The sequence below is a fragment of the Nonomuraea sp. NPDC003214 genome, from assembly GCF_053590035.1.
Genome location: NZ_JBSFSX010000008.1, coordinates 145,506 through 171,117 on the forward strand (window position 1 = coordinate 145,506; position 25,612 = coordinate 171,117).

The following is a 25,612-nucleotide window of genomic DNA, read 5'->3' on the forward strand; positions in this document are numbered from 1 at the left end:
CCGGAAGCCACGGCAACAATGAGACGTATGTCCGATCTGCACCGTGTGGTCATCGCCGTGTTCCCCGACGTGGACCTGCTGGACGTCACGGGTCCCGCCGAGGTCTTCGCGCTGGCCAACCGCCAGGCGCCGGGCCGGGCGGCGTACCGGGTGCGGCTGGCCGGCCCCCAGGGCGGCACGGTGACGACCTCCGCCGGGGTGCGGCTGGACACCGACCTCACGTTCGCCGAGGTCGGCGGGGAGGTGGACACGCTCGTGGTGCCCGGCGCGGTCGAGCTGTCCGGCGAGGGGCCGATCCCCCGGATCGACCCCGAAGTGGTGGCCTGGGTGCGGAGCACCGCCCCGCACGCCCGGCGGGTGGCGTCGGTGTGCGTCGGCGCGCACATCCTGGCGGCGGCCGGGCTGCTGGACGGCCTGACCGCCACCACGCACTGGTCCACGGCGGCCCGGCTGGCGGCCGATCACCCGGCCGTGACGGTGGACCCCGATCCGATCTTCGTCAGGTCCAGCGACTCCGTGTGGACGGGCGCCGGGATCAGCGCGTGCATGGACCTGGCGCTGGCGCTGGTGGCCGAGGACCACGGCGAGGCTCTGGCGCTGGAGGTCGCCCGGCAACTGGTGGTGTACCGCAAGCGGCAGGGCGGGCAGAGCCAGTTCAGCGTGCCGATGCGGCAGGCCCCCACCGCGCGACGGGACATCGACGAGCTGCGGCTGTGGATCGCCGAACACCTGGCCGAGGACCTGTCGGCGGGCGCGCTCGCGGAGCGGATGCGGCTGAGCGAACGGCACTTCGCCCGCGTGTTCCGGCAGGAGACCGGCACCACCGCGGCGGCCTATGTCGAGGCGGCGCGGGTGGAGGAGGCCCGCCGCCTGCTGGAGACCACCGACCAGTCCCTCGACCAGGTCGCGGCGGCCTGCGGGCTCCGCTCGGCGCAGACTCTGCACCGCGCCCTGCGCCGGCAGCTCGGCACCACCCCGGCGGCCTACCGCCGGCGCTTCCGCGCCGCCGCCTGACCCCATCACCCTCCTGAGCCCGTACGGCCGGGCGGGGTTCCCATATTTCATGGAAAGGAAATCAGTAATGCATGCTTCTACCACCCTGCGCGAGGTCATCGGCCTGGACAACCGGCCGCCGAGGCTCGCCGAGTCCACGCTGATCCTGATCGACTACCAGAACACGTACCGCTCCGGCGTCATGGCGCTGCCCGGCGCCGATCGGGCGCTGGCCGCCGGGGCCCGGCTGCTGGAGCGGGCCCGCGCCGCCGGCACCCGGGTGATCCACGTGGTCAACGACGGCGGCGAGGGCACCCCGTACGACATCCGCGCCTGGATCGGGGCGATCTGCGACGAGGTGGCCCCGATCGACGGCGAGGAGGTCGTGGTGAAGGGCTTCCCCAACGCCTTCCACCAGACCCGGCTGGAGGACGTGCTCCGCCAGGCGCAGGCGGGGCCGGATCTGATCCTGGCCGGGTTCATGACCCACATGTGCGTCACCTTCACCGCCCAGGGCGCGTTCAACCTGGGCTTCCGGCCTGCCGTCGTCGCCGACACCACCGCCACGCGGCCTCTGACGGCGCCCTCGGGCGAGGTCGTGCCTGCCGAGACGCTCCAGGCCGGCAGCCTGACCACCATCGCCGACCTGTTCGGCGTCGTGGTCGCCACCGCCGACGACCTCCCGGACTGACGCCCGCCGTTAAGATCGCGTGCCATGCTTCCGGATGGCTTATGGCGGATCGCCAGGATCGGGATCGTCAGCCTGGTTCTCGTGGCGGCGGCCGCGGGACTGGTGCTCGGCGACGCGTGGCTCTGGGTGGCCGCGGAATGGAAGCCGCCGTACTACGGGGACTTCTACGGGGACGCGGGGTTCGACACCGCGACCACGGTGGCGCTGCTCGTCGCCGCCGTGGTGAAGGCAGCGTTCCTGTGGCTGATCCTGCGCGCCCCCGTGCCGGGACCGCTGGACCGCCGGGCGAAGGCGCTGCGCCGGCTGCTGTATGTGGGGGTGGCCGACGCGATCGTGCTGTGGTGGCCCATCGCGCTGCTCCCCGACGAGGTGGACGCGGTGTTCCAGCTCGTGCTGTGGACCGCGATCCACGTCCTCTACCTGCTCGTCATCCGCTGGCGGTCCCGCGTGCTGCGCGTGGCGACCGGGGTGATGTTCGCGGTCGTGCTGGCCGGCATGGCCGACCGGGTGCTCGACGAGTTCGGCCTGCCGGAGGTCGTGCCGGACGGCTTCCCCCTGCTGACGCTGTGCGCGGTGGCGGCGACCCTGCTCACCGTCGTCGGGCAGTGGCGCGACGGCCGGTGGAGCCGCGGCACGCTGGTCGCCGGGTGGTCGTCGATGGGCGTCCCTGTGCTGGCGATCCCGCTCTACCTGTACGTCGCGGACTCCTTCGGTGGCACTCTGGTGACCTCGATCGTCATGGACGCGCTGGGGCTCGTCAGCGTCGTGTGGCACGCGGCGACCGCCCGCGAGCTGCCCACCGGGGAACGCCTGGCGGACCACCGGCCCGGCGTGCACCGGGCGATCCGCGTCGCCGTGGCGGCCGTGGTCGTCCTGCCGGTCATGGCGACGATCCAGCCGGAGCAGAACGCGCATCTCACCTATACCGGCTGGACGCCGGACTGCTACGACCACCGCGACTTCGGCGATCTGAAACCCGCGGAGCGTGAGGCCGCGTTCCTCTGCCAGGCGCGGAACACGCTGGGCGGAGTCCCGCCCATGTTCCCGGACAGCCTGTCGGACCAGGCAGTTCTCGCGTACGGGCGGGCGCTGTGCCGGGCGACGAGCCCGGAGGAGCGGGTGGCGATCCTCACGGAGGCGGGGAGCGCGCGGGCCGGCTGGGGCGCGGACCCGCGGGAACTCGTCTACGTCTGCCCGGAGATCGTCGGCACCACCCATCCCGAGCTGCTGCGGTCGGCCGAGGAGACGGAGGCGGCGTACGACGCCTATGTCGCCGAGGAGAACGCGAAGTGCCGCGACCCGTGGCCCCGGAAGAAGGGCGTCGTCCAGGCCACGGCCAAATACTTCCTGTTCGTCGACGGCGATGCCGGCTACCTGGTCCACGACCCCGGGGACGAAGCCTTCGAGGAGGCGGCGGAGCTGGCGATGGACCGGGTGTACGACGACAGCGGCGGCATCGGGGTGGCCGACACCGCCGCGCTCGTCGGCCACGTCGCGGACGTCTCGGACCTGTGTCTCACGGTGAAGGCCTTCCGCAGCGCGCCACCACGGCGGACGGCCAAGTGGGACCAGGTCACCGAGGTGCCGCTCGTCAGCCGCAGCGGCCGGCTCACCGTGCCGGAGAAGGACGGCGGCGAGGTGGGCGCGGGCGCCCCGATGCCGAACCTGGCGATCGCCGGCAAGGGCCGCTACCGGCTCCGCGTCCACGTCCGGGTCGACCGCGCCGGGGAGGAGCACCACCTGGTCGTGGTGTTCCCGGGCACGTCGAAGAAGCGGCTCAAGCTGAAGTCGTGAGCTCGGCGGTCAGGGGACGAGAACGATGCGGTCGCCGGTCTCCTCCGTCCAGACCTCGCCGATCCGGGCGAGGGGGACGGCGCGGGCCCGTACGTCGATGGCTCCCTCGGTCACCGCCGAGGCGAGTTCGGGCAGTTCGGCGAGGATGTCGCGGGCGGGGACCGAGCCGATGCCGCTGCCGACGATCCGCAGGCGGGCCGAGCGCAGCGCCGCGGCGGGGATCGGCGCGGTGGGGCCGGCGACGGAGCCGATCTGGATCCAGGTCAGCGGGACGGTGCGGTCGGCGCGGGCGACGAGCATCGGGATCATGGCCCCTGCGGCGGGCTCGCCCCACACGTAGTCGATGACCACGTCGACGTCGGCGGCGCGGCCGACCTCGTCGAAGGTGATCGTCTCGTCGGCGCCGAGCACGGTCAGCGCGCTCAGCCGGGCGGCGTCACGGCCGGCGGCGATGACGTGGGCGGCGCCGAACAGCTTGGCGATCTGGACCGCCATCCGCCCGGCGTTGCCGGTGGCGCCGAGGACGAGGACGCGCTGCCCGGCGTGGAAGTCGACGCGCCGGCGCAGCGCCACCCAGGACGACATGGCCGGGTTCATCGCGGCGGCGATGCGTACGGGGTCGATGCCGTCGGGCAGGATCACGCTGCGGCGGGGGTCGATGAGGGTGCGGTCGGCGAACGTGCCGAGCGGGGTGTCGTCCAGCACCGCGTAGCGGACGTTGCCCTCCTGGTCGCGCACCACGCCGTCGACGCCGGGGACGAGCGGGTACGCGGCGTCGCCGGAGTAGTGGGAGCCGTTCGCCTTGGCCCTGGTCAGGTGGTGCAGCCCGGCGGCGAGGACCTCGACGGCCAGCTCGTCGCCGTGGCGCGGCTCGGGGGCGGGGTGGTCGCGGTAGACCGGCGGGGCATCGGCTGCCTGGATGACGGCTGCGTGCATGGGCGTTACCTCCGGTAAATGGTTTGCTTTACCAACCACTCGTCATAGTAGTTGGTAATCCAAACTTTCGCGCGAGGGTCTCAGGTCACCAGTCCCCTGCGGTAGGCGTAGACCACCGCCTGCACGCGGTCACGCAGGCCGAGCTTGGTCAGGATGCGCGACACGTACGTCTTGACCGTCTCCTGGCTGATCACCAGCGTGGCGGCGATCTCGCTGTTGGACCGCCCGTCTGCGATGAGACGCAGCACCTCCAGCTCGCGCGGGGTCAGCGCGCTGTCGTCGGGGCCCCCTTCGGCGGGGCGGATCCGGGACGCGTACCTGCCGACGAGCCGCCGCGTCACCTCGGGCGCCAGCAGCGCTGCACCCGAGGCGACCGTGCGGATGCCGTGCAGGAGCTGAGCCGGCGGCGCGTCCTTGAGCAGGAACCCGCTCGCCCCCGCGCGCAGCGCCTCGTAGACGTACTCGTCCAGGTTGAACGTCGTCACCACCAGCACCTTGACCGGATCGGCGACCCCGGCGCCGGCCAGCAGGCGGGTCGCCTCGATGCCGTCGAGCACCGGCATCCGCACGTCCATCACCACGACGCCGGGACTCAGCCGGCGGGCGAGGTCGACCGCGACGCGGCCGTCGCCGCACTCGCCCACCACCTCCATGTCCGGCTGCGCGCCGATGATCGTCGCGAAGCCGGTGCGGATCAGCGCCTGGTCGTCGCAGACCAGGACCCGGATCGGCGCGCTCACGACCGCCCGCCTGCGGGGACGCGGGCCCGTACCACGAAACCGCCCGCCTGCCGGCGGGCGTCGAACTCGCCGCCCAGTGCCTCCACCCGCTCGCGGAGCCCCGCCAGGCCCCGCCCGCTCCCGCCGGGAGAGACGCCGCCGGAGCCGGGGCCGCCGGTGGTGACCTCCACGCTGATCTCCTTCTCGCCGTGGCGCACCCGGACCGTGGTGGGGGTGCCGTGGGCGTGTTTGAGAGCGTTCGTCAGAGCCTCCTGGACGACCCTATAGGCGACCAGCTCGGCGCTGCCCGCCGATTCCGCCGGGCTGCCCTCCTCTGCGAGCTCCACCGGCTGCCCGGCCCGGCGGGTCTGTTCCACGAGCGCGCGGAGCTCACCGGCCGGCGGCAGGCCGACGTGGGTGTCGTGATCGGCCTTGAGCAGGTCGAGCATGTGCCGCAGGTCGGCGATGGCCCGCCGGCCGGTGTCGGTGACGGCGCTCAGCGTCGCGTCGAGCCGATCGGGCGCGGCCGTCAGGTAGCGGGCCGCCTCGGCCTGCACGACCATCGCCGTCACGTGGTGCGTCACGACGTCGTGGAGCTCGCGGGCGATGCGGGTGCGTTCGGCGGCGCGGGTGGCCTCGGCGACGTGGCGGCGGTGCTCGGCCTCGGCGGCGCGGGTTGAGCGCAGCCAGGCCCCGATGCACCAGGTGAGGACCAGGGACAGGTAGAAGACCACGTACCCCTCCACACTCTCGGTCGCGCCCAGCCGGGCGAGCGTGATCGCGAGCGGCACGTACGCCAGGGAGAGGAGGATCACGGTGACGCGGCGGTGGCGCTCCAGGTGGGCGCCCGCGCTGATGAGGGCTATGGGCATCGTGTTGCTCGCGAACAAGTGATAGGCGTGGAGCTGGTCGAGGGCGAAGCCGAGCGCCACCAGTGCCACGCTCACCGCCGGCAGGCGGCGCCGCACGGCGAGCGGCAGGCACTCCAGGGCGAGCACCACGAACGCCGCCTCGTCGACGGGCCGGGCCGGCAGCTCGCCGACCTGCGTCCCCTTGCCGTGGAGTCCCGGCAGGAGCGAGGCGACGGCCATCAGCAGCGCGAACGGTAAGTCCCGGACCACGACGTCGCACCGCCGCCACAGGTCCGTGATGCGCCGTGGACCTGTCATGACGACTCCCTCATGCGCAAACCCTAGGGACCCGGCGGCCTCGGTTCGTCACCACAGGGTGGACATCCGGGGGTAGCTCCTGCGAGCTACCGGCGAATGTCCACCGCACGGGGACGATCTCCAGGCGCCCGCTCCGTAGCGTTGCGACGCGATCCGAATCCCCCCACTGGAGGACCACATGCCCGGCAAGATCAAGTCATCCGTCGTGGCCGCGCTGTGCTGCGCCGTGCTCGGCGCGGGCGCGGCCGGCTGCGGCGGCGACGCGCTGGAGAACTGGGACCCCCTCGCGGCCGCCCCGCCCTCCGGGGTCGAGAAGATCCAGGTCGCGGGCCGGTCGGTGAACGTGTCGTGCTCGGGCGACCCGGACAAGGGCGGCCCGGTCGTCGTCCTGATGCACGGCGGCGGCGACGGGCTCGACAAGCTGGCCGCCCTCCAGAAGACGCTGAGCGAGCGGAACCGGGTCTGCTCCTACGACCGGCTCGGCGCGGGGGCGAGCGACCCGCCGGACGGCCCGCAGAGCTTCGCCGGCACGGGGAAGGTCCTCACCGGCGTGCTCGACCGCGTCGCCGGTGACGCCCCGGTCGTCCTCGCCGGGCACTCGCTGGGCGGGCTGATCGCCGCCAGGTACGCCCCCGACCACCGCGACAGGGTCAAGGGGCTGGTCCTGATGGACGCCACCCCGCCCACCATGGCGGCCGACATCGCCAAGGCCATCCCCGAGTCGGCCACCGGCCCGGCCGCCGAGCTGCGCGCGCAGAACCTGGCGATGTTCCGGGGCGAGAACCCGGAGAAGCTCGTCATGGCCGACGGCCCGGTCAGGTCCGCGGGCGACATCCCGGTGGAGGTGATCCAGCACGGCAAGCCGTATCTCGCCGCGCTTCCCGAGTACGGGCCGCGCCTGGAGCGGGCGTGGACCGCCGGGCAGCGCGCCTGGCTCGCGCTGTCCGGCGACGCCAGGCTGAGCACCGCCGAGGACAGCGGCCACCACATCTACGTCGACCAGCCCGGCGTCGTCGTCCAGGCCGTCGAGCGCGTCACCGAGCAGGCCGCGCGTCAGGCGTGATCGGGCCTGACCATCAGCAGGCGGCCGTGGCGGAACCGCTCGCCCTCCACCGGCTCGCGCGACATCCGCGCCACCTCGACGAACCCCTCCTTGCGGGCCAGGCCCGCCAGCTCGTCGATCGGCCACCGGTAGGCAGGCGTGACCTTGTGGTCGAACTGCGACACCGGCCCGCCGTCGGACTCGAAGAAGCCGAGCAGCAGGTAACCGCCCGGGGCCACCACCCGGCGGAACTCGGCCAGATACGGCGGCAGCTCCGCAGGCGGCGTGTGGATGAGGGAGTACCAGGAGAGCAGGCCGCCCAGCTCGCCGTCGGCCACGTCGATGGCCCCCATCGAGGCGACCTCGAACCGCAGGCCGGGGTTGTCCCTGCGGGCGATCCGGATCAGCGCGGGAGACAGATCGAGGCCGGACGCGTCCAGCCCGAGGTCGCGCAGGTGCGCCGTCACGTAGCCGGGACCGCACCCGGCCTCGACGACCGGCCGGGGCCCGGCGGCCCGGACGAGCTCGGCGAACGCGGCGATGATCGCGCGGTCCAGCGGCTGGCGGTCGAGCGAGTCACGGACGAAGTCGGCGTAGATGTCGGCCACGGCGTCGTAGGCGTCCGCCGTCGCGCTCAGGTAGGAGGAGGATCCGGTCATGGCGGACGACTGTAGTTGATGCCCGGCGCGTCAGGCTCCAGGAGCTGCCATCCGAGGTCCGCGTCGGCGATCAGGCCCACGGCGGCCAGATAGGGCAGCATGGTGGCGACCTCCAGCAGCGCCGCCGGCAGGGCCAGGCTCATCAGGGCGCCGGTGCTGCCACTGCCGGTCATCGCCTTGACCCGCCAGCGCTGGACCTTGCCCGGTTCGCCTTCCTGCCGCCGGGCCCTGGCCTCCAGCCAGTAACTCGCCGCGATGACGGCGACGCCGAGGGCGAGCTGGCCGAGCTTCAGCGTCGTCGCCGGGACGTCGGCGCCGAGCGCGCGGACCGCGAGCAGGGCGGCGTCGGCGCCGAGCGTGAGCAGCATCACGAACCCGCGCACCGGAGTGGTGACCTGGACCTGCCGGACGCGCTCGCCTACGCGCCGGTAGACGTGCTCGATGCCGAAGAGCAGCAGCTCGTCCTTCGAGCGGAAGTAGCGCTGCACCAGGCCCACCGACACCTCGGCCGCCGCCGCGACGTCGACCAGCGTGGTGCGGGCGAGCCCCCGTTCGGCCAGGGTCCTCATCAGCGCGTGGGTGCCTATTCCGGGCTGGTGACGCGGGCGAGCACGATGCCGCCGACGATGAGCGCCAGCGCGGCCATGCGGCCGATCGACACCGGATCCTTGTGCACGACGATCCCGAGGGCGATCGCGCCGACCGCGCCGATGCCGGTGAAGACGGCGTACGCGGTGCCGACGGGCAGGGTCTGCATCGCGTACGACAGCAGCCAGACGGCGGCGGCCATGAGGACGAAGCAGATCAGGGTGGGCAGCGGCCTGGTGAAGCCCTGGGTGGGCTTGATGCTCTGCGCCCAGGCGATCTCGACCAGTCCGGCCAGCCCGAGAATGAGCCAGCTCATCGGTCAGTACTCCTTTCCGAGCTCGTACGCGGTCCGCAGCGCGGCGGCGTACAGCTCGTCGTGCTCGGCCCGGCGGTCGGCGAGAAGGGGGTCGACCCGGGAGTTGGCCAGGTCGGCGGTGACGAAGGCGGTGTCCTCGACGGCGAAGTGGCCGGCGAAGAAGTCGCGCAGGTAGCGCGCCTGGTAGTCGTAGCGGGCCTTGGGGGCGCCCGGCGCGTAGGCCCCGCCTCGGGCGGTGGCGACCACGAAGCGGCGGCCGGCCAGCGACATCCGGGGGAAGGTCACCTGGTCGAGCCAGGCCTTCAGCGACGACGGGACCGAGTAGTTGTACATCGGGGTGGCGATCAGCACCACGTCGGCGGCCACGAGCTCGGCCAGCAGCGGCTCGACCACGGCCCAGGCGGCGGCCTGCTCCGGGGTCCGCACGGCCTCCTTGTAGCGGTCGAGGTCGGTGATGCCGTGGGCCATGACGTGATCGCACAGCTCGGTCCAGGCTTCGCCGATGTGCGGCACGGGGTCGGCGGCGAGGTCGCGCCTGACGTGGACGCCGTCCGGGTGGGCGGCGCGCCAGGACTCGGCGAAGGCGTCGCCCAGCTCGCGGCTGATCGACCGGCGGCGGGCGCTCGCGTCCAGGTGCAGCAACGTGGTCATCGGGGGCTCCTCTACAAGTGGACGCTCTGTCCGGTTTGACCGTAGCAGCGAAGCGGACGACATGTCCACTTCGCGGTAGAGTCGCAGCATGAAGCCCCGCATCGACCTGCTCACCGGACGCCCCGCAGGCGACGGCGCCCGCCCGCGCGAGCGCGCCGACGCCGCCCGCAACCGGGCCAAGGTGCTCGCCGCCGCCGCCGAGCTGTTCGCCTCCCGCGACCCGCGCGGCGTCACGATGGAGGACATCGCCAAGGCCGCGGGCGTGGGGCGCGGCACGCTCTACCGCCGCTACCCCGACACCGTCTCGATCGCCCAGGCGCTGCTGGACGAGCACGAGTTCGCGCTGCAGGAGCGGCTGCTGCGCGGCGACCCGCCGCTCGGGCCGGGCGCGCCTCCCGGCGACCGGCTCGCCGCCTTCTACGCCGCGATGGTCGACCTGCTCGAAGCCCACATCTCTCTGGTGCTCGGCGCCGAACAGGGCGAGCTGCGCTTCACCACCGGCGCGTACGGGTTCTGGCGGGCGCACGTGCGGACGCTGCTCATCCAGGCGGCGGTCCCCGAGCCCGAGGCGCTCGTCGACGCACTGCTCGCCCCACTGGGCCCGGACGTGTTCGCCGAGCAGCGGCGGCGCGGCCTCACCCCCGAGCAGATCACCACCGCGCTGGCCCGCCTGGCCCACGGGGTGACGCGTTGACAGCCGCCATAGGCAACCGCTATCTATTAGGCAACCGTTAGGGGGTGCGGATGCAGGACGCGGTGCTGGCGATGCTCGCCAAGGAGCCGGCCCACGGCTACCACCTGCACGCCCGGCTCCGGCGCAGCCTCGGCCCGCTCGGCGAGTCCATGAACCGGGGCCAGATCTACGTGACGCTGGCCCGGCTGGAGAAGGCCGGGCTCGTCGTCTGCGAGCAGGTCGACGGCCTGCCGGAACGCCCCGAGCGCAAGGTCTACGCCCTCACCCCGGCCGGGCAGCAGCGCGTGGCCGCCTGGCTGGCCGAGGTGGGCTGGCCGAAGCCCGACCTGGCGGAGTTCCATCTCAAGCTCGCCGCCGCCGCGGCCGCCCGGCTCGCCGACCCGGTCGAGCTGGTGGCCGCGCAGCGCCGCGAGCTGCTGCGCCGCCTGCGCGAGGTGCAGCAGGCGGCGCTGGCCGAACCGGCGGGCTCGGGCGCCGGCCTGCTGCTGGAAGGCGTCCTGCTGCGGTTGCAGGCGGACCTGCGCTGGCTGGACGCCTGCGAACGGGCCTGGTCCGGGGACCACGACGAAGCCGAGGACGCATGAACGGGTCAACCGCCGCGCTCCGGGCCCACCGCCTGGTGAGGACACACGGCCAGGGCCAGAGCCGGGTACGCGCGGTCGACGAGGTCGACCTGGAGGTGCCGCAGGGGCAGACGCTGGCGGTGATGGGCCCGAGCGGCTGCGGCAAGTCCACCCTGCTGCACCTGCTGGGCGGGCTGGAACGGCCGACCGGCGGGGAGGTGTGGCTGGCCGGGCGGCGCATCGACACGCTGAGCGAGCGGGCCCTGGCGCGCATGCGGCGCCGGTCGGTGGGGTTCGTCTTCCAGGCGTTCCACCTGGTGGAGGAGCTGTCCGCGGCCGAGAACGTGGAGCTGCCCGCGCTGCTGGCCGGGCTCTCGCGCCGCCAGGCCAGGCGGCGCGCCGCCCTGCTGCTGGAGCGCGTCGGGCTCGCCGGCCGCGCCCGCCACCTGCCGTCGCAGATGTCGGGCGGGCAGCGCCAGCGGGTCGCCATCGCCCGCGCGCTGGCCAACGAACCGCTGGTCGTCCTGGCCGACGAGCCGACCGGCAACCTCGACAGCGCGGCGACCCGCGACGTGCTGCGGATCTTCGCGGAGCTGCGCGCCGCCGGGCAGACCCTCGTGATCGTCACGCACGACGAACGGGTCGCCGCCACGGCCGACCGGCTGGTGTCGATGCGCGACGGGATGTTCGTCGACGACACCCGGCTGGCCGGCTCCAGCCCGCGCGGCCTCGGCGGCCTGATCGGGCTGGAGGGCTGACCCCGTGGGCTCCCTCGTGCTCGTCGTCCGTCTCGTGCTGGCCGACGTGCGCCGCCACAAGGCCCAGGCCGCGATGCTCGTGCTCGCGGTGACGGCCGCCACCGCCACCTTCGCGCTGGGCCTGTCCCTGAGCGGGGTGACCCGGTCGCTGTACGAGCAGACCCGCGCGGCCACCGCCGGGCCGGACGTGGTGGCGCTCTCCGGCACGACGGGCCCCGAGGTGACCTCGGCCCTGGCCGCGCTGGCGGACGCGCCCGACGTGGTCGCCCACCACGGCCCCTATCGCATCGTCTACGCCGACCTCTTCACGCCCGACGCCACGTCGTCCGCGGTGGTGGTGCACGGCTTCGCCGAGAAGCCGGGCGCGGTCAACCGCCCGCTCGTGACCTCGGGCCGGTGGGTACGGCCTGGCGGCACGGTCCTCGAACGCGCCTTCGCCACCGCGCTCGGCGTCGGCGTGGGCGACCGCGTCACCATCTCGGGCCGGGACTACCCGGTCGTCGGCATCGCCGTGACCGCCGCCACGCCCGTCTACCCGGGCGCGGCCCTGATCGGCCCGTACGGCGGCGGGAGCGACTACAGCGGCCTGGCCTGGATGACCCGCTCGGACGCCAGGAAGCTGGCCGCGTCCCGGAAACTGCCGGTGACCACGGCCGTCGACCTCAAGCTGCGCGACCCGGCCGCCACCGAGAGCTTCCGCGAGGCCCACCGCGACTCCACCACCGCCATCACCTTCCGCTCCTGGCAGTTCACGGCCGAGCAGGACATGGGCATCCTCAGGAACAGCCAGCCGATCCTGATCGTCGGGAGCTGGCTGATCGGCCTGCTGGCCGTCACCGGCGTCGCCGCGCTGGCCGCCGGGCGCGCCGCCGAGCAGACGCGCCGGGCCGGGCTGCTCAAGGCCGTCGGCGCCGCCCCCGGCCTGATCGCCGGCGTGCTGCTGACCGAATACCTGGCGCTGGCGCTGGCCGGTGACGCGCTGGGGCTGCTGCTCGCCCGCCTGGCCGCGCCCGCCGTCGCCAGCCCCACCGCCGGGCGGATCGGCGACGCCGCCGGGCTCACCGGCGCCACCGTGCTCGCCGCGACCGTCCTCGCGCTGGTCGTGGCCGTGCTGACCACCCTGCGGCCCACGCTGCACGCCCTGCGCACGGCGACCGTGACGGCGCTGACCAGCACGCTCCACGAGCCCCGGCACCGTCCCCGGCTGACCGCCCTGACCGCGCTGCTGCCCACGCCGCTGCTGCTCGGGCTCCGGCTCACCGCCCGCCGGCCCGGCCGGGCCGTCCTCCAGGCGTGCTCCACCGCCACCACGGTGATCGCGATGGTCGCCCTGCTGACCGTCCACGTCCAGCAGGAGAGGGGCTACGGCCTGAACGGCTCCTCCGTGCTGCCCAACCTGCGCGGCGAGCACGGCAGGCAGCTCCTGCTCGCCGTCACCGTCCTGCTGATCGCCCTCGCCATCGTGAACACCCTCACGATCACCTGGACCACGGCGATGGAGGCCCGCGCCACCATGGCCGTCGCCCGCACGCTCGGCGCCACTCCCGGGCAGGTCGCCGCCGGGCTGTCCACCGCCCAGCTCCTGCCCAGCCTGGCCGGCGCCCTCGCCGGCGTGCCGCTGGGCGCGGGCCTGCTCTCCCTGTTCGCCGCCAGGAACGCGGCCGACCCGCCCGCCTCGTGGCTGCTCGGCATCGTGCTCGCGACCCTCCTGGCGACGGCGGCGCTCACCGCCCTGCCCGCCCGCCTGGCAGCCCGCCGCCCCGTCGCCCAGGCCCTCAGCGCCGAAGCCGGCTGAGGAGCCGCTACGCGCCGTCGATCTCGCGGGCCCGCTCGGTCTGCGGCTCGCCGCTCCTGGTGCGGCCCAGCTTGCCCGCCTTGACCGAGGCCGCCAGCACGTCGCAGATCAGCCGGACGCCGAGCAGCGACGTCACGTCCGAGCTGTCGTACGGCGGCGAGACCTCCACCACCTCCATGCCGAGCAGCCCCTCGGCGGCGAAGCGGCGCACCAGCTTGAGCACCTCGCGCGGGTAGAGCCCGCCGGGCTCGGGCCAGCCGGTGCCGGGCGCGAACCCGGGGTCGACGGCGTCGATGTCGAACGACAGGAACACGCCCTCCGCTCCGTTGCTCCAGGCCACCTCCAGCGCCAGGTCGGCGACGGCGTCCAGGCCGTGCTCCTCGACGTCCTCGACCGTGATCACCACCGAGCCGCCCTTGCGCGCCTCCTCGACGCCGGGCCTGGGCACCTGCCAGCCGCCGATGCCGATCTGCACCAGGTTGCCCATGTCGAAGTGGAGCTCGTGCGCCGCCCAGTACCAGGGGGTCGTGTGCATGCGCTCGTCGAGGTCGCGCTTCTGGGTGTCGAGGTGGCGGTCGAAGTGGATGACGCCGATCTTCTTGCCGAACGCGTTCATCACGCCTCTGGCGGTGGGGAACCCGATCGAGTGGTCGCCGCCGAGGATGACCGGGAAGACGCCGTTGGACACGATGTGCTCGATGCCCTTGGTGATCTGGTCGAAGGCCTTCTCCAGGTTGGCGGGGGTGACGAAGATGTCGCCCACGTCCACGATGTCGAGCTGTTCGCGCAGGTCGACGCCCTGTTCGTAGTAATAGGGCGAGTACAGCGACGAGATGCTGCGCATGCCCTCGGGGCCGAAGCGCGGGCCGGGGCGGTAGGTGGTGCCGGTGTCGAGGGGCACGCCGACGACGGCGACCTCGTGCTGCCCGACGAGCGTGACGTCCTCCAGGTACGGCGTCTTGAGGAAGGTCTTGATGCCGGAGAAGTGCGGCACCTCACCGCGCTGGAACGTCGAGGCCAGCTCCCGGTCCTGGATGGAGTCGGCCGGAGGCAGGCCGAGGCGGTGGATGCGCCGCAGCTCCTCCTGGTACTTGCGGTCGGTCAGCTCGCGTTCGAGGCGTTTGGCCTTCTCGCCGAGGAGGTCGTCAGGATCGATGCCCATGAGGTGTCCCTGCGCCCGGGCCCGACAAGCACAACGCGAAGAAGGGCATGGATTGCGAAAAGCCTCAGCGGGGGCGCAGCCCGCCGAGGGAGACCTCGACGTAGCGCCGCCAGTCGCCCGCGGCGTTGCGGATCACCGCCGCCAGTCCGCAGATGACCATGTTGACGTCCGCGGCGGTCACCTCGGGCCCTACCGTGCCGCGCTCGCGGGCCAGGCCGATCAGCTCCGCGATGGCGGCGAGCAGCTCCTCGCGGGTCTCTCCGCGCGGCTCGGCCGAGCCCATCGCCCGCTCGATCACCTCGGACATGCCGCGGTCGCCGGCCAGCACCTCGCCCACGTGGCGCAGGTAGCGGGCCAGCCCGTGGTCCGGGTCGCCGGTGAACCGGCGCGCGGCCTCGGCGAGCTCGGCGGCCCGGTGGTCGGCGACGGCCTCGATCAGGGCCTCCCGGGTGGGGAACTTGCGGTAGAGGGTCCCGACGCCGACGCCCGCCGCCCGCGCGACCTCCGACATCTGCACGTCGTGGCCGCTCTCGGCGAACAGCGCACGGGCCGCCTCCAGGACGCGGTCACGGTTGCGCTCGGCGTCGGTGCGCGGCTTGCGGCGGGCCTGCGGTGTTGACATCTCGAACGATCCCCTGACTAGACTTCCGTACGGAATCCGGAATCCTTATTCCGATTATGCAGGAAAGGTCGGCATCATGTCGAAACGGGCGGCGGGACGGTCCGGCCAGGCGCTCCTGGTGTGGGGACTGCTGGTGGTGGCCGCGAACCTGCGGCCGAGCCTGACCGGCGTCGGGCCGCTGCTGGATCGCGTCCAGGCCGATCTGGGGCTGGCTCCGGCCGTGGCGGGGCTGCTGACGACGCTGCCGCTGCTGGCGTTCGCGGCGGTGTCGCCGGTGGTCCCGCGCATGGCGGCGCGGTGGGGGCCCGAGCGGCTGCTCTGGGGCGCGCTCCTGGTGATGACGTTCGGGATCGCGGTGCGGTGGATCCCGTCGGCCGGCGCCCTGTTCGCCGGGACCGTGCTGATCGGCGCGGGGATCGCGGTGGGCAACGTGATCCTGCCGAGCCTGATCAAGCGCGACTTCCCGGACAGGGTGGGGCTGCTGACCAGCGCGTACGCCACGGTGATGGGCGGTGTCGCCGCGGTGGCCTCCGGCGTCGCGGTGCCGATCGCCGAGGCCGCCCCGGGCGGCTGGTACACCGCGCTGGGCTGCTGGATCGTGCCCGCGCTGGTGGCCGTGGCGCTGTGGTCCCCGCAGGTGCGCGCCGCGCGGCCGGCCGCCGGGACGGTCCGCCGTCGGCGGCTGCCGTGGCGCTCGCCGCTCGCCTGGGCGGTCACGGCGTTCATGGGCCTGCAGTCGCTGGGCTTCTACGTCGCCGTGACGTGGCTGCCCCAGGTGTTCCAGGACAGCGGGGTCGGCGCGGCGGCGGCCGGGTGGCTGCTGTTCCTCTACCAGGCGGTCGCACTGGTGACCAGCCTGGCGGTGCCGATCGCGCTGCGGTGGGCGCGCGACCAGCGCGCGGTGGCCGCCGTGAGCTCGGCGGCGTTGCTGACCGGCTATGCCGGGCTGCTGGTGGCGCCCGGCTGGGTGCTGGCGTGGACGGTCGTGCTGGGGCTGGCCGGTGGCGCGTGCCTGGTGCTCGCGCTGGCCTTCCTCAGCCTGCGCGCCCACGACGCGACCGGCGCGGGCGAGCTGTCGGCGATGGCGCAGTCGATCGGCTACCTGGTGGCGGCGGCGGGCCCGGTGGTCTTCGGGCTGCTGCACACCGTCAGCTCCGGGTGGGAGGCGCCGCTCGCGCTGATGTGCGTCGCCGCGACCGGCCAGGTGATCGTCTCGATCGCGGCCGGCCGCGGCACGGTGCCGGCGGCCGGCGCGGACCGGGACCCGCTCGGCGCGGGCGAGCCCCGCTGACGCCCTACTGGGCGGCGTCCCGCACGGCCGCGGTCTGCGCGGCCGTGGCCTGGACGGCGGCGGCCATGGCCTCGTGGCCTGCGGCGTTGGGGTGGAGGCCGACCGAGTCGACGCCCTCCATCGGCTCCATCCACCGCACGCCGAGCGGCTTGCACAGGTCGTGGCCCACCGAGCCGGCGTAGGTGTCGACGTACGTGGCGCCGTTGGCGGCGGCGCGGGCGGCGAGCATGGCGTTCAGGCGCTTCTCCACGTCCCGCAGCCAGGGCGCGTCACCCTTGGCGATGGGGACGGTCGAGTAGCAGTTGCTCCCGTCGTCCGGCATGATCACCGGGTAGCCGACGACGAGAACGTCGGCGGCCGGGGAGCGGCGCTTGATCTCCTGGAGCACGGCGTCGACCTTGTCGCCCGTGGCGGAGATCCGCCCGCCGATCGGGTCGATGCCGGCCAGGGTGTAGCTGGTCTTGCACGGCGAGCCCCACGGGTTGAGCTTCCCGAGGATGACGCAGCGGGCGATGATGCCGCTGACGTCGATGTCGTTGCCGCCGATCCCCAGCGTGACCAGGCCGGTGTCCGGCCGGAGCGCGTCGAGCTGGGGCGGCGCGGTGCCCTGCGAGGCGGTCATGTGCGCCGTGGTGGCCCCGGCGCAGCTCGCGTCGGTGAACGCGGCCGCGGGCAACCCGGCCGCCGTCAGCGTGGGGTAGTTCCGGTCGGACCGGCCGCAGTTCGCGTCCGTCTGGTTCGGGATTCCGGGGCCCGCGGTGTAGGAGTCGCCGAGGGCCACGTAGTGGCCGGTGCCGGCGTGCGCGGGCGGTGCCGCGACGACCGCCGAGGCGAGTGCTGCCGCGAGTGCTGGGGCGATCACGAGGGAGGTGTTCCTGAGCCGTCGGCTGGTTGCGAGCATGGCCACCTTCACTGGACGGGGGGTGAGGGCAGGAGGCGGCGGACCGCAGTTTCCTACCAGGCGGTAAGTTTTGCCACACAGAGCCCGCAGCGTCAAGATCTGCCCGAGCGGATACGATCGGATCGCAAGCGAGAGGCGGGTGATGCTCCGATGGCGCAGAGGACGACCGTCTACGACGTCGCCGAGCGCGCGGGCGTCTCCATCGCGACGGTCTCGCACACGTTCCGGCAGCCGGAGCGGGTCCGCCCGGAGACGCGGGAGCTGGTCCTCCAGGCCGCGCGGGTCCTCGGCTATGTGCCGAGCGGCAGCGCGCGCGGGCTGGCGAAGGGCCGTTCGCAGGCGCTCGGCCTGTACGCCTTCGACATGTTCCTGCCGTCCGACCTCAGCGCCCCGGCCCTGGATCTCGACACCCTGGTGGCCAAGGAGCTCGACGGCCTCGGCGACGTGCGGCGCTTCCCGCTCTACGTGGACGAGATCCAGCGCGGCTTCGAGCTGGAGGCGCGGCGGCTGGGCCGTTCGGTGATGCTCGGGTCGGGGGCCAGCCGTGACTCGCTGGGCAGCATCGACCTGGCGGGCAGCGTGGACGGGCTGGCGATCTTCCCCGGCGGCGCGGCGCGTGACCTGCTGGAACATGTGGGGCGCGGCGTCCCCGTGGTGATCTTCAGCAGCCCGCCCATGCACGACCCGCTGCACCACATCACGGTCTCCAACGAGGACGCCGTGCGCGAGCTCGTCGACCACCTGATCGGGCAGCACGGCCATCGGACGCTGGTGTTCCTGGGCGAGCTGGCCGCCCCCGACATCGGCGCCCGGTTCGCCGGGTTCCAGGCGGCGCTGGCCGCGCACGGGCTGCCGGTCCCGGACGAGCCGTTCGACACGACGGCGCTCACCCGCGACAGCCTGCGCTCGCTGCGCGCGGCCATCACGGCCGGCGACCTGCCCGACGCGCTGGTGTGCGCCACCGACCAGCTCGCGCTCACGGTGATCGACCTGCTGGCCCGCCACGGCATCCGGGTGCCCGACGACGTCGCGGTCACGGGCTTCGACGGGATCATCGCCGGCCGGCTCTCCGACCCGACGCTGACCACGGTCAGGCAGCCGTTCGCGTCGATGGGGCGGCTGGCCGTGCGCATCCTGACCGACACGGCCGCCGGGCTCTCCCACCCCACGTCGTACGTGCTTCCGACGCGCACGGTGATCGGCCGTAGCTGCGGGTGTCGCTGAAGAGTTTTATCTCGATTGCGCAATGAGGCTGGCTTCTCGGCTTGTTAAGCGCATAAATTCGCATCCACTCGGGGGAGGCATGCAGGTCAACAGGAAGGAACTGGCCGTGCGATACAGATCGACAGTGGCCGCCCTGGCCGCGATCGTCGCGGCGACGGCACTCACCGGTTGTGGCCGCGCCGAAGAGGCCGGCGGCGGGCAGGCCCAGCCGTCGTCCACCGTCGCGGCCAAGGCGACCGGCAAGATCACCATGTGGGCGATGGGCAACGAGGGCGAGCTCCTGCCCGAGTTCGTCAAGAAGTTCGAGGCCGACAACCCGGGCGTCACCGTGGACGTGACGGCCATGCCGTGGGACTCGGCCTACCAGAAGTTCCAGACCGCCATCGCCGCCGGGAACGTTCCAGACCTGGCGATGATGCCCGGCCTGCCGGTCTTCAAGGACGCCTTCGCGCCCGTGCCCGACGCCATCGACACCTCCGGCATGTACCCGGGGTCCGTCTCGACGGGCACGATCGACGGGAAGCTCCTCGAAGTGCCCTGGTACGTCGACGTGCGTGCGCTCTACTACCGGACGGACCTGGCCGAGAAGGCAGGCTGGGACAAGCCGCCGGCCACCTGGGAAGAGCTCCAGCAGATGGCCGCCGACCTGCAGAAGAAGGCCGGGGCCAAGTGGGGCATCCGGCTGCCCGCGGGCACGACCGGGTCGTTCCAGTCGGCGCTCTGGATGGCGTGGTCCAACGGCGCCGAGCTCATGAACGCCGACCGCAGCGCCTGGACGCTCGACACCCCGGAGTTCGCCTCCGCCTTCGAGTACCTGGCCTCGTACTTCGAGAAGGGCATCGCCGACCCCAACGCCGACACGGCTCCCGCTGCCGCGGTGAAGGACTTCATGACGGGCGCGACGCCCATGCTCGTCGCCGGCCCGTTCCTGCGCGGCGCCATCGCGCAGGCCGGCGGGGAGAAGTTCGCGAGCATGTACACGACCGTGCCCCTGCCTGCGGGCAAGAGCTCGACCTCGTTCGTCGGCGGCGCGAACCTGGTGGTCTTCAAGGGCGCCAAGAACCCGGACTCCGCCTGGAAGCTGGTGCAGTGGCTCAGCCAGGCCGACACCCAGGCCGCCTGGTACAAGGTCAGCGGCGACCTGCCGTCGATCGAGAGCGCCTGGAAGGACCCGGCCCTCGTCTCCGACCCGACGCTCGCCGCGTTCGCCGAGCAGCTCAAGACCGCCAAGGCGCCGCCGCAGGTCGTCAGCTTCGACAAGGTCGGCGCGGCGGGCGACGCCGCGATCGAGCAGATCGTCAAGGGCGGCAAGCCCGTGTCCGACGCGCTGCGGCAGCTCCAGAAGCAGGCCGACGGCATCGGGGTGTCCTGAGCAGTGTCGCGATCCACACCTTCGACAGCGCCCGGACGGGTGCGCGCGTCCCATGACGTGCGCGCCCGCCGGGCCGGCGGGGCGAACTCCGAGCGCCGCCGCCGGCAGACGCTGATCGCCTGGCTGTTCACCGCGCCCTTCGTGGTCATCTTCGCGGTGTTCATGATCCTGCCGATCGCCAGCTCGATCGGCTTCTCGTTCACCGACATGACGGCGCAGGACATCCAGTCGCCGTTCAACGTCGACTTCGTGGGGTTCGAGCAGTACGCGAACGTGCTCTCCGACCCCGAGTTCCAGAACGCCGCCTGGGTGACCGCGCTGTTCGTGATCGTCGGCATCCCCGTGACCGTGGCGCTCGGGCTGGGGCTGGCGCTGGCGCTCAACTCCGGCATCCGGCGGCTGCGGCCGATCTACCGTGTCGCCTTCTACGCGCCGGTGGTCACGAGCGTCGTCGCCGTCTCGGTCATCTGGCGCTACATCCTGGCCCGCGACGGCCTGCTGAACATGGTCCTCGCCCTGGTCGGCATCGAGGGTCCCGACTGGCTGAACAGCACCACCTGGGCGCTGCCGTCGCTGATCCTGATGGCCGTCTGGCGCAACACCGGCACCCTGATGATCATCTTCCTGGCGGGGCTGCAGGCCATCCCGACCGACGTCAGGGAGGCCGCGGAGATGGACGGCGCCGGGCGCTGGCGCCGCCTACGCAGCGTCACGCTGCCGCTGCTGCGGCCCACGATGCTGCTGGGCAGCGTGCTCATCTCGGTCGGCTACCTGCAGTTCTTCGAGGAAGCCTTCGTGATGACGCAGGGCGGCCCGCTCAGCTCCACGCTCTCCATGACGTACTACACGTTCAACACCTTCGGCTTCGGCGACTTCGCCAAGGCGTCCGCGGCGAGCTACATCATGTTCGTCGTCATCGCGGCGGTCAGCATCCTGCAGTTCCGCCTGCTCAGGAGATCGACATGACCAAACTCCTGTCAGCCCGGGCCCTCACGTACGTCGTGCTGACCGCCGGCCTGGTGGCGTGGCTCGCGCCCTTCGCCTGGATGGTGCTGGGCTCGTTCAAGACGCAGGACGAGATCTTCGCCGACCCGCCGACGTGGTGGCCGCAGTCCCCCACCGGGGGCAACTTCACCCGCTGGCTGACCGAGCTGAACTTCGGCACGTTCTTCACCAACAGCCTGGTCGTCGCGGTGATCACCGTGCTCGGCAACCTGCTGTTCTGCTCGATGGTCGGCTACGCGCTGGCCAAGATGGACTTCGCCGGCAAGCGGATCCTGCTCGGCGTCGTGCTGGTGACGATCATGGTGCCGGGCGTGGTGACCTTCGTCCCGCTGTTCGTGATCGTCGCCAAGATGGGCATCCTCGACTCGTACGCGGCCCTGGTCCTGCCGTTCCTCACCCAGCCGGTGGGCGTCTTCTTGATGCGCCAGTTCATGCTGGACATCCCGGACTCGCTGCTGGAGGCGGCACGCATCGACGGCGCGTCCGAGCTGCGCATCTTCACCCGCATCGTGCTCCCGCTGTGCGGGCCCGCGCTGGCGACGCTCGGCATCCTCACCTTCCTCGGCTCGTGGAACAACTTCCTCTGGCCGCTCGTGGCCAGCCAGACCGAGGAGATGTACACGCTGCCGGTCGCGCTCTCGCTCTATTCGACCGGTCAGTACGCGACCGACTACGGCACGCTGCTCGCCGGCGCCGTACTGATCATCACCCCGATCCTGGCCCTGTTCGTGTCCCTGCAGCGCTACTTCGTGCAGGGCATCGCCACGATGGGCCTCAAATGACGACATCCCCGACAGGAGTGAACATGGCGACCCCGCACCCGGTGGCCTTCCCGGACGGCTTCCTCTGGGGGGCCTCGACGGCTGCGCACCAGGTGGAGGGCAACAACGTCGGCAGCGACCTCTGGCACGCGGAGAACGACGGATCGGGAGCCCTGCGCGACCGGTCCGGAGACGCCTGCGACAGCTTCCACCGCTGGCCGGAAGACCTCGACATCGCCCGCGACCTCGGCCTCAACGCCTACCGGTTCAGCGTCGAGTGGGCCCGCGTGGTCCCCGCGCCCGGCCACCCCTCGGCGGCGATGCTGGACCACTACCGCCGCATCATCGAAGGATGCGCCGAGCGCGGCCTGACTCCCGTCGTGACGCTCCACCACTTCACCAACCCCGCGTGGCTGCGCGCCGAGGGCGGCTGGACCTCCGGCGACGCGCTCACGCACTTCACCGAGTACGTCCGGGCCGTGCTGCCGATCCTCGACGGCGTCCGCTGGGTCTGCACGATCAACGAGCCCAACATGGTCGCCATGATGGTCGCCCGCCGCAGGCACGCCGCCGACGGGGAGGTGCCCGCGTTCGTCGTGCCCGACTCCGGCGTGACCGCCGCGCTGACCCGCGCGCACGAGGCGGCCCGCGAACTGCTCGCGTCCGTCCCCGGGCTCAGATCCGGATGGACGGTGGCGAACCAGAACGTCCAGGACCACGGCGCCGGCCCCGACCGCACCGCCGAGATGTCCTACCTGATCGACGACCAGTACATCGACGTGGCCAAGGGCGACGACTTCCTCGGCGTGCAGGCCTACAGCCGCATGCGCGCGGGCGAGCAGGGCCTGATCGTCCCCGGCCCGGACGACCGGCGCACGATGATGGGCTGGGAGTACTACCCCCGCGCCCTGGAGGACACCGTCCGCCACACCGCCGCCCGGCTCGGCGGCTCGACGCCGCTGCTCGTCACCGAGAACGGCATCGCGACCGGCGACGACGACGAGCGGATCGCGTACACGGGCGAGGCCGTGCTGGGCCTGGCCCACGCGCTGGCCGACGGCATCGACGTGCGCGGCTACCTGCACTGGTCGCTCCTGGACAACTACGAGTGGGGCTCGTGGGAGCCGACGTTCGGCCTCGTCTCGGTCGACCGGACCACGTTCCGGCGTACGGTCAAGCCCAGCGCCCGCTGGTACGCGCGGCTCGTCCGCGACCCGGAGGCGACCCTCCGCCAGGGGGCCGCGTCGTGACCGAGCTCGCCCGGCTCATCGAGGGCGCGGCGGCGCTCGACCCGGGGCACCATGGCGGGCTGCGTCCGCGCCGGCTGCCGCCGTGGGCGCGCGCCCAGCACGACGACACCTGGTTCGAGCTCATGGAGCAGGCGCCCACCGGCGTCTCGCTCCGGTTCACGACCAGCGCGACCCTGCTGACCCTGCGCCTGCACACCCGGTCGGTCCGGCCGGCCGGCGTCGAGTCCGCCCGGCCGCACCTGCTCGCCCTGGTCGTCGACGGCGTGGTGACCGAGCACGTGGCGATCCCCGAAGGCGACGTCGTCATCATGGACGCCGGCCACCGGATCGCCGGAGCCGAGCGCCGGGGCCCGTCCGACGTGTCGATGGCCCTGGTCCCCGACGGCCGGGAGAAGCACGTCGAGATCCTGCTGCCGCACGACTGCGCGGTCGAGGTCGTCAGCCTGGACGCCGACGCGCCGGTCACGCCCGCGCCGCCCGACGGCGCGCCGCGCTGGATCCACTACGGCAGTTCCATCAGCCACGGGCTGGAGGCGTCCGCCCCCGACCGCACCTGGCCGGCGCGGGTCGCCCTCGGCACCGGCTGGCGGCTGCGCAACCTGTCCTTCGGCGGCAACGCGCAACTGGACCCGTTCGTCGCCCGCATGATCAGGGACGCCCCCGCCGACCTGATCACCCTCAAAGTGGGGATCAACCTCGTGAACGTCGACTCGATGCGCGCCCGGGCGATGCTGCCCGCCGTGCACGGCTTCCTCGACCTGATCCGTGACGGCCATCCGGACACGCCGATCGTCCTCGTCACCGCGATCGCCTGCCCGGCGCACGAGCACACGCCGGGGCCGACGGTCGACCGCGACGGCCGGGCCGCGGGCGCGGACCGAGCCCTGGAGAGCGACGACGGCGCACTCACGCTGGCCGGGACCCGGCGCATCCTCGAACGGGCGCACGCCGACCGCGACGACCCCCACCTGCACCTGGTGGACGGCCGTACGCTGCTGGGCGAGGACGACGCCGGGCTGCTGGGCGACGGCCTGCACCCGACCGAGGAGGGGCTGGGCCTCATCGCCCGGCGCTTCCAGGACACCGTGGCCGGCATTCCGGCGCTGGCCGGGCTGCTGGGAGGCCGCCGATGACCCCGCTCGCTCTGGTGCCGTGGCCGCACGCGGTCACGCTCGACGACACCACGACGACGGTCCTCGACCCCGCCCGCGTCGTCATCGAGGCGGAGGCCCCGCTGGCGGCGGCCCGCGACTGGCTCCGGGCCGAGCTCGCCCGCACCGCCGGGACCGGCGACGCGCCGCCGCTGCGCATCACGCTCCAGCTCGGGGCGGCCCCCGCCGACGTGCCGCCCGCCGACGGCATCGCACCGGACGACGCCGCGCCCGACGAGCGGCACACGATCACGATCGCCCCCGGCGAGGTCACGGTGACCGGACCGACCCCCCAGGCGGTCCTGCGCGGCGCCGCGACGCTCGTCCAGCTCGCGGAGGGCTCGGCCGGCCGACTGCCCGTGGGCCGGATCGCCGACGGGCCCCGCCTGGCGTGGCGCGGGCTGATGGTCGACGTCGTACGGCACCCGTTCGGCGTGGACGAGATCCGCCGCGTCGTCGACCTGCTGACCCGCTACAAGCTGAACGTGCTGCACCTGCACCTCACCGACTCCGACGGCTGGCGGCTGCAGTCCGCGGCCCGCCCGGCGCTGGACGCGACCTCGCCCGGCGAGCTGATCACCCGGCGCGACCTGGACGAGCTGACGGCGTTCGCCGAGACGCGCGGGGTGACGATCCTGCCCGAGGTCGACCTGCCCGGCCACTCGCTCGCCGCCACCCGCGCCTACCTGGAGCTCACCGACGGCGGGATGGCCGCCCGGCTGGGCTACGTGGACCCCGCGGCGCCGGGGGCCGAGTCGTTCATCGCCGACACCGTCACCGAGTTCGTCCAGGCGTCCCGCGCCCGGTTCGTCCACGTCGGCGGCGACGAGCCGTTCGGCATGCCGTTCGAGGCGTACACGCGGGCGGTCGGCCTGGCCGTCCGCGCGGCGCACGCGGCCGGCAGCCGGGTGGTCGCCTGGCAGGAGGCGGTACGCGCCGGCGCGCTCGGCCCCGGCGACCTCGTGCAGCTGTGGATCGGCGCGGAGACCAGCATCGACGCCGACGCGAAGAAGGCCGCGCTGCCGGAGTCGGCGCACCGGTTCGTCGACCAGCTGGTGGAGCTGTTCGCGCTCGCGCCCGGCGACGGCCCCGCCGCCTCGGCCGCCGGGCTGCCGGTGCTCCTCTCGTCCAGCGACGTGCTCTACCTCGACCGCCCCTACGCGGAGCCCGCCGCCGACGCCGACGGGGAGGCGCGCCGGGCCCGGCTCGGGTTCCGCGACTACCCGGCCAAGACCCTCCGGCAGATGTTCGACTGGACCCCCGAATCGCTGGTGGCGGGGCTGGACGTGCGCATCGCCGGTGTCGAGGCGGCGATCTGGTCGGAGACCGTCGACGGCTTCGACGACCTGGCGTTCCTGCTGCTCCCCCGCCTCCCGGCCGCCGCGGAACGGGCCTGGACGCGCGAGCCGACGACCTGGGAGGACCACAGCTCACGCCTGCGCCCGCACGCCGGCACCTGGCAGGCGACCGGCTGGGGCGCGGCCTACCGGCCCGCCCACTGGTAA

The 25,612-nt window shown here is 73.1% G+C and carries 26 protein-coding genes; 16 read left to right on the forward strand and 10 right to left on the reverse strand.

Annotated elements, in window-relative coordinates; genetic code table 11:
- Positions 1 to 27 precede the first annotated feature (27 nt).
- From ACWDXC_RS25605 to ACWDXC_RS25615, 3 genes are all read left to right on the forward strand, one after another.
- Complete coding sequence (locus ACWDXC_RS25605) at positions 28 to 1,014, forward strand: GlxA family transcriptional regulator (protein ID WP_364168108.1); 987 nt, start codon at positions 28 to 30, stop codon at positions 1,012 to 1,014.
- Positions 1,015 to 1,081: 67 nt separating this feature from the next.
- Entirely contained in the window at positions 1,082 to 1,684 is a 603-nt protein-coding gene (locus tag ACWDXC_RS25610; RefSeq protein WP_357584910.1) for an isochorismatase family protein, read from the forward strand.
- A gap of 24 nt (positions 1,685 to 1,708) precedes the next feature.
- A complete protein-coding gene (locus ACWDXC_RS25615; RefSeq protein WP_449986086.1) occupies positions 1,709 to 3,478 on the forward strand; it encodes a hypothetical protein in 1,770 nt (589 codons plus the stop codon).
- Positions 3,479 to 3,487: 9 nt separating this feature from the next.
- Here ACWDXC_RS25615 and ACWDXC_RS25620 read toward each other — a convergent pair whose 3' ends face one another.
- The 3 genes from ACWDXC_RS25620 to ACWDXC_RS25630 form a co-directional block, all read right to left on the reverse strand.
- Complete coding sequence (locus ACWDXC_RS25620; RefSeq protein WP_449986088.1) at positions 3,488 to 4,414, reverse strand: quinone oxidoreductase family protein; 927 nt, start codon at positions 4,412 to 4,414, stop codon at positions 3,488 to 3,490.
- An 80-nt stretch (positions 4,415 to 4,494) separates the two neighbouring features.
- Positions 4,495 to 5,154, reverse strand: coding sequence for a response regulator (locus tag ACWDXC_RS25625; RefSeq protein ID WP_219499082.1), 660 nt, complete (start codon positions 5,152 to 5,154; stop codon positions 4,495 to 4,497).
- A complete protein-coding gene (locus ACWDXC_RS25630; RefSeq protein ID WP_449986090.1) occupies positions 5,151 to 6,302 on the reverse strand; it encodes a sensor histidine kinase in 1,152 nt (383 codons plus the stop codon). The genes ACWDXC_RS25625 and ACWDXC_RS25630 overlap by 4 nt, the downstream gene beginning before the upstream one ends.
- Before the next feature lie 178 nt (positions 6,303 to 6,480).
- On the opposite strand from ACWDXC_RS25630, the gene ACWDXC_RS25635 reads away from it, so the two are divergent.
- Positions 6,481 to 7,365 (forward strand): alpha/beta fold hydrolase, encoded by an 885-nt coding sequence (locus ACWDXC_RS25635; RefSeq protein WP_449986092.1) that lies wholly within the window; start codon positions 6,481 to 6,483, stop codon positions 7,363 to 7,365.
- On the opposite strand, the gene ACWDXC_RS25640 is transcribed toward ACWDXC_RS25635, so the two are convergent.
- The 4 genes from ACWDXC_RS25640 to ACWDXC_RS25655 are packed head-to-tail and all read right to left on the reverse strand — an operon-like array spanning position 7,356 to position 9,558.
- The gene (locus tag ACWDXC_RS25640; protein ID WP_449986093.1) at positions 7,356 to 8,003 is read right to left on the reverse strand and encodes a class I SAM-dependent DNA methyltransferase; all 648 of its coding nucleotides are present in this window, start codon (positions 8,001 to 8,003) and stop codon (positions 7,356 to 7,358) included. The two genes, ACWDXC_RS25635 and ACWDXC_RS25640, sit on opposite strands and share 10 nt — an antisense overlap.
- Positions 8,000 to 8,572, reverse strand: coding sequence for a helix-turn-helix domain-containing protein (locus ACWDXC_RS25645; RefSeq protein WP_449986095.1), 573 nt, complete (start codon positions 8,570 to 8,572; stop codon positions 8,000 to 8,002). The genes ACWDXC_RS25640 and ACWDXC_RS25645 overlap by 4 nt, the downstream gene beginning before the upstream one ends.
- A gap of 14 nt (positions 8,573 to 8,586) precedes the next feature.
- Positions 8,587 to 8,907 (reverse strand): DMT family transporter, encoded by a 321-nt coding sequence (locus tag ACWDXC_RS25650; RefSeq protein WP_449986096.1) that lies wholly within the window; start codon positions 8,905 to 8,907, stop codon positions 8,587 to 8,589.
- Between the two features lie 3 nt (positions 8,908 to 8,910).
- Positions 8,911 to 9,558, reverse strand: a complete 648-nt coding sequence (locus ACWDXC_RS25655; protein ID WP_449986097.1) for an FMN-dependent NADH-azoreductase — start codon at positions 9,556 to 9,558, stop codon at positions 8,911 to 8,913.
- A gap of 88 nt (positions 9,559 to 9,646) precedes the next feature.
- Between ACWDXC_RS25655 and ACWDXC_RS25660 the strand changes: the two genes are divergently transcribed.
- From ACWDXC_RS25660 to ACWDXC_RS25675, 4 genes are read left to right on the forward strand one after another with little or no spacing between them, the layout of a single operon-like run.
- Complete coding sequence (locus tag ACWDXC_RS25660) at positions 9,647 to 10,252, forward strand: TetR/AcrR family transcriptional regulator (protein WP_449986099.1); 606 nt, start codon at positions 9,647 to 9,649, stop codon at positions 10,250 to 10,252.
- Between the two features lie 50 nt (positions 10,253 to 10,302).
- Positions 10,303 to 10,836, forward strand: coding sequence for a PadR family transcriptional regulator (locus ACWDXC_RS25665; protein WP_449986596.1), 534 nt, complete (start codon positions 10,303 to 10,305; stop codon positions 10,834 to 10,836).
- Positions 10,833 to 11,573 (forward strand): ABC transporter ATP-binding protein, encoded by a 741-nt coding sequence (locus ACWDXC_RS25670; RefSeq protein WP_449986100.1) that lies wholly within the window; start codon positions 10,833 to 10,835, stop codon positions 11,571 to 11,573. Before ACWDXC_RS25665 ends, ACWDXC_RS25670 begins: the two co-directional genes overlap by 4 nt.
- A 4-nt stretch (positions 11,574 to 11,577) precedes the next feature.
- Complete coding sequence (locus ACWDXC_RS25675; RefSeq protein WP_449986102.1) at positions 11,578 to 13,368, forward strand: FtsX-like permease family protein; 1,791 nt, start codon at positions 11,578 to 11,580, stop codon at positions 13,366 to 13,368.
- 7 nt (positions 13,369 to 13,375) lie between these two features.
- Here the strand turns inward: ACWDXC_RS25675 and ACWDXC_RS25680 are convergent, their stop codons facing one another.
- Both ACWDXC_RS25680 and ACWDXC_RS25685 read right to left on the reverse strand, forming a co-directional pair.
- Positions 13,376 to 14,530, reverse strand: coding sequence for an agmatinase family protein (locus tag ACWDXC_RS25680; RefSeq protein WP_219499054.1), 1,155 nt, complete (start codon positions 14,528 to 14,530; stop codon positions 13,376 to 13,378).
- 64 nt (positions 14,531 to 14,594) lie between these two features.
- A complete protein-coding gene (locus ACWDXC_RS25685) occupies positions 14,595 to 15,152 on the reverse strand; it encodes a TetR/AcrR family transcriptional regulator (protein ID WP_449986104.1) in 558 nt (185 codons plus the stop codon).
- A 76-nt stretch (positions 15,153 to 15,228) separates the two neighbouring features.
- Here ACWDXC_RS25685 and ACWDXC_RS25690 point away from each other — a divergent pair, with 76 nt between their 5' ends.
- Complete coding sequence (locus tag ACWDXC_RS25690; RefSeq protein ID WP_449986105.1) at positions 15,229 to 16,443, forward strand: CynX/NimT family MFS transporter; 1,215 nt, start codon at positions 15,229 to 15,231, stop codon at positions 16,441 to 16,443.
- A gap of 4 nt (positions 16,444 to 16,447) precedes the next feature.
- Here the strand turns inward: ACWDXC_RS25690 and ACWDXC_RS25695 are convergent, their stop codons facing one another.
- The gene (locus tag ACWDXC_RS25695; RefSeq protein WP_449986107.1) at positions 16,448 to 17,344 is read right to left on the reverse strand and encodes an SGNH/GDSL hydrolase family protein; all 897 of its coding nucleotides are present in this window, start codon (positions 17,342 to 17,344) and stop codon (positions 16,448 to 16,450) included.
- A gap of 150 nt (positions 17,345 to 17,494) precedes the next feature.
- Between ACWDXC_RS25695 and ACWDXC_RS25700 the strand changes: the two genes are divergently transcribed.
- The 7 genes from ACWDXC_RS25700 to ACWDXC_RS25730 all read left to right on the forward strand — a co-directional run bounded on the left by ACWDXC_RS25700 (position 17,495) and on the right by ACWDXC_RS25730 (position 25,612).
- Entirely contained in the window at positions 17,495 to 18,568 is a 1,074-nt protein-coding gene (locus ACWDXC_RS25700) for a LacI family DNA-binding transcriptional regulator (RefSeq protein ID WP_375072659.1), read from the forward strand.
- A gap of 106 nt (positions 18,569 to 18,674) precedes the next feature.
- Complete coding sequence (locus ACWDXC_RS25705) at positions 18,675 to 19,940, forward strand: extracellular solute-binding protein (RefSeq protein WP_375072660.1); 1,266 nt, start codon at positions 18,675 to 18,677, stop codon at positions 19,938 to 19,940.
- A 39-nt stretch (positions 19,941 to 19,979) separates the two neighbouring features.
- The gene (locus ACWDXC_RS25710; protein WP_449986109.1) at positions 19,980 to 20,906 is read left to right on the forward strand and encodes a carbohydrate ABC transporter permease; all 927 of its coding nucleotides are present in this window, start codon (positions 19,980 to 19,982) and stop codon (positions 20,904 to 20,906) included.
- Complete coding sequence (locus ACWDXC_RS25715) at positions 20,903 to 21,727, forward strand: carbohydrate ABC transporter permease (RefSeq protein WP_219499031.1); 825 nt, start codon at positions 20,903 to 20,905, stop codon at positions 21,725 to 21,727. Before ACWDXC_RS25710 ends, ACWDXC_RS25715 begins: the two co-directional genes overlap by 4 nt.
- A gap of 23 nt (positions 21,728 to 21,750) precedes the next feature.
- The gene (locus ACWDXC_RS25720; protein ID WP_449986111.1) at positions 21,751 to 22,956 is read left to right on the forward strand and encodes a glycoside hydrolase family 1 protein; all 1,206 of its coding nucleotides are present in this window, start codon (positions 21,751 to 21,753) and stop codon (positions 22,954 to 22,956) included.
- Positions 22,953 to 24,089 (forward strand): SGNH/GDSL hydrolase family protein, encoded by a 1,137-nt coding sequence (locus tag ACWDXC_RS25725; protein ID WP_449986112.1) that lies wholly within the window; start codon positions 22,953 to 22,955, stop codon positions 24,087 to 24,089. Before ACWDXC_RS25720 ends, ACWDXC_RS25725 begins: the two co-directional genes overlap by 4 nt.
- A complete protein-coding gene (locus ACWDXC_RS25730; RefSeq protein ID WP_449986114.1) occupies positions 24,086 to 25,612 on the forward strand; it encodes a family 20 glycosylhydrolase in 1,527 nt (508 codons plus the stop codon). The genes ACWDXC_RS25725 and ACWDXC_RS25730 overlap by 4 nt, the downstream gene beginning before the upstream one ends.

Coding starts and splice junctions, on each gene's coding strand:
- ACWDXC_RS25605 (WP_364168108.1), top strand. CDS start 28: ATGTCCGATCTGCACCGTGTGGTCATCGCCGTGTTCCCCGACGTGGAC.
- ACWDXC_RS25610 (WP_357584910.1), top strand. CDS start 1,082: ATGCATGCTTCTACCACCCTGCGCGAGGTCATCGGCCTGGACAACCGG.
- ACWDXC_RS25615 (WP_449986086.1), top strand. CDS start 1,709: ATGCTTCCGGATGGCTTATGGCGGATCGCCAGGATCGGGATCGTCAGC.
- ACWDXC_RS25620 (WP_449986088.1), bottom strand. CDS start 4,414: ATGCACGCAGCCGTCATCCAGGCAGCCGATGCCCCGCCGGTCTACCGC.
- ACWDXC_RS25630 (WP_449986090.1), bottom strand. CDS start 6,302: ATGACAGGTCCACGGCGCATCACGGACCTGTGGCGGCGGTGCGACGTC.
- ACWDXC_RS25635 (WP_449986092.1), top strand. CDS start 6,481: ATGCCCGGCAAGATCAAGTCATCCGTCGTGGCCGCGCTGTGCTGCGCC.
- ACWDXC_RS25640 (WP_449986093.1), bottom strand. CDS start 8,003: ATGACCGGATCCTCCTCCTACCTGAGCGCGACGGCGGACGCCTACGAC.
- ACWDXC_RS25645 (WP_449986095.1), bottom strand. CDS start 8,572: ATGAGGACCCTGGCCGAACGGGGGCTCGCCCGCACCACGCTGGTCGAC.
- ACWDXC_RS25650 (WP_449986096.1), bottom strand. CDS start 8,907: ATGAGCTGGCTCATTCTCGGGCTGGCCGGACTGGTCGAGATCGCCTGG.
- ACWDXC_RS25655 (WP_449986097.1), bottom strand. CDS start 9,558: ATGACCACGTTGCTGCACCTGGACGCGAGCGCCCGCCGCCGGTCGATC.
- ACWDXC_RS25660 (WP_449986099.1), top strand. CDS start 9,647: ATGAAGCCCCGCATCGACCTGCTCACCGGACGCCCCGCAGGCGACGGC.
- ACWDXC_RS25665 (WP_449986596.1), top strand. CDS start 10,303: ATGCAGGACGCGGTGCTGGCGATGCTCGCCAAGGAGCCGGCCCACGGC.
- ACWDXC_RS25670 (WP_449986100.1), top strand. CDS start 10,833: ATGAACGGGTCAACCGCCGCGCTCCGGGCCCACCGCCTGGTGAGGACA.
- ACWDXC_RS25680 (WP_219499054.1), bottom strand. CDS start 14,530: ATGGGCATCGATCCTGACGACCTCCTCGGCGAGAAGGCCAAACGCCTC.
- ACWDXC_RS25685 (WP_449986104.1), bottom strand. CDS start 15,152: ATGTCAACACCGCAGGCCCGCCGCAAGCCGCGCACCGACGCCGAGCGC.
- ACWDXC_RS25690 (WP_449986105.1), top strand. CDS start 15,229: ATGTCGAAACGGGCGGCGGGACGGTCCGGCCAGGCGCTCCTGGTGTGG.
- ACWDXC_RS25695 (WP_449986107.1), bottom strand. CDS start 17,344: ATGCTCGCAACCAGCCGACGGCTCAGGAACACCTCCCTCGTGATCGCC.
- ACWDXC_RS25700 (WP_375072659.1), top strand. CDS start 17,495: ATGGCGCAGAGGACGACCGTCTACGACGTCGCCGAGCGCGCGGGCGTC.
- ACWDXC_RS25715 (WP_219499031.1), top strand. CDS start 20,903: ATGACCAAACTCCTGTCAGCCCGGGCCCTCACGTACGTCGTGCTGACC.
- ACWDXC_RS25720 (WP_449986111.1), top strand. CDS start 21,751: ATGGCGACCCCGCACCCGGTGGCCTTCCCGGACGGCTTCCTCTGGGGG.
- ACWDXC_RS25730 (WP_449986114.1), top strand. CDS start 24,086: ATGACCCCGCTCGCTCTGGTGCCGTGGCCGCACGCGGTCACGCTCGAC.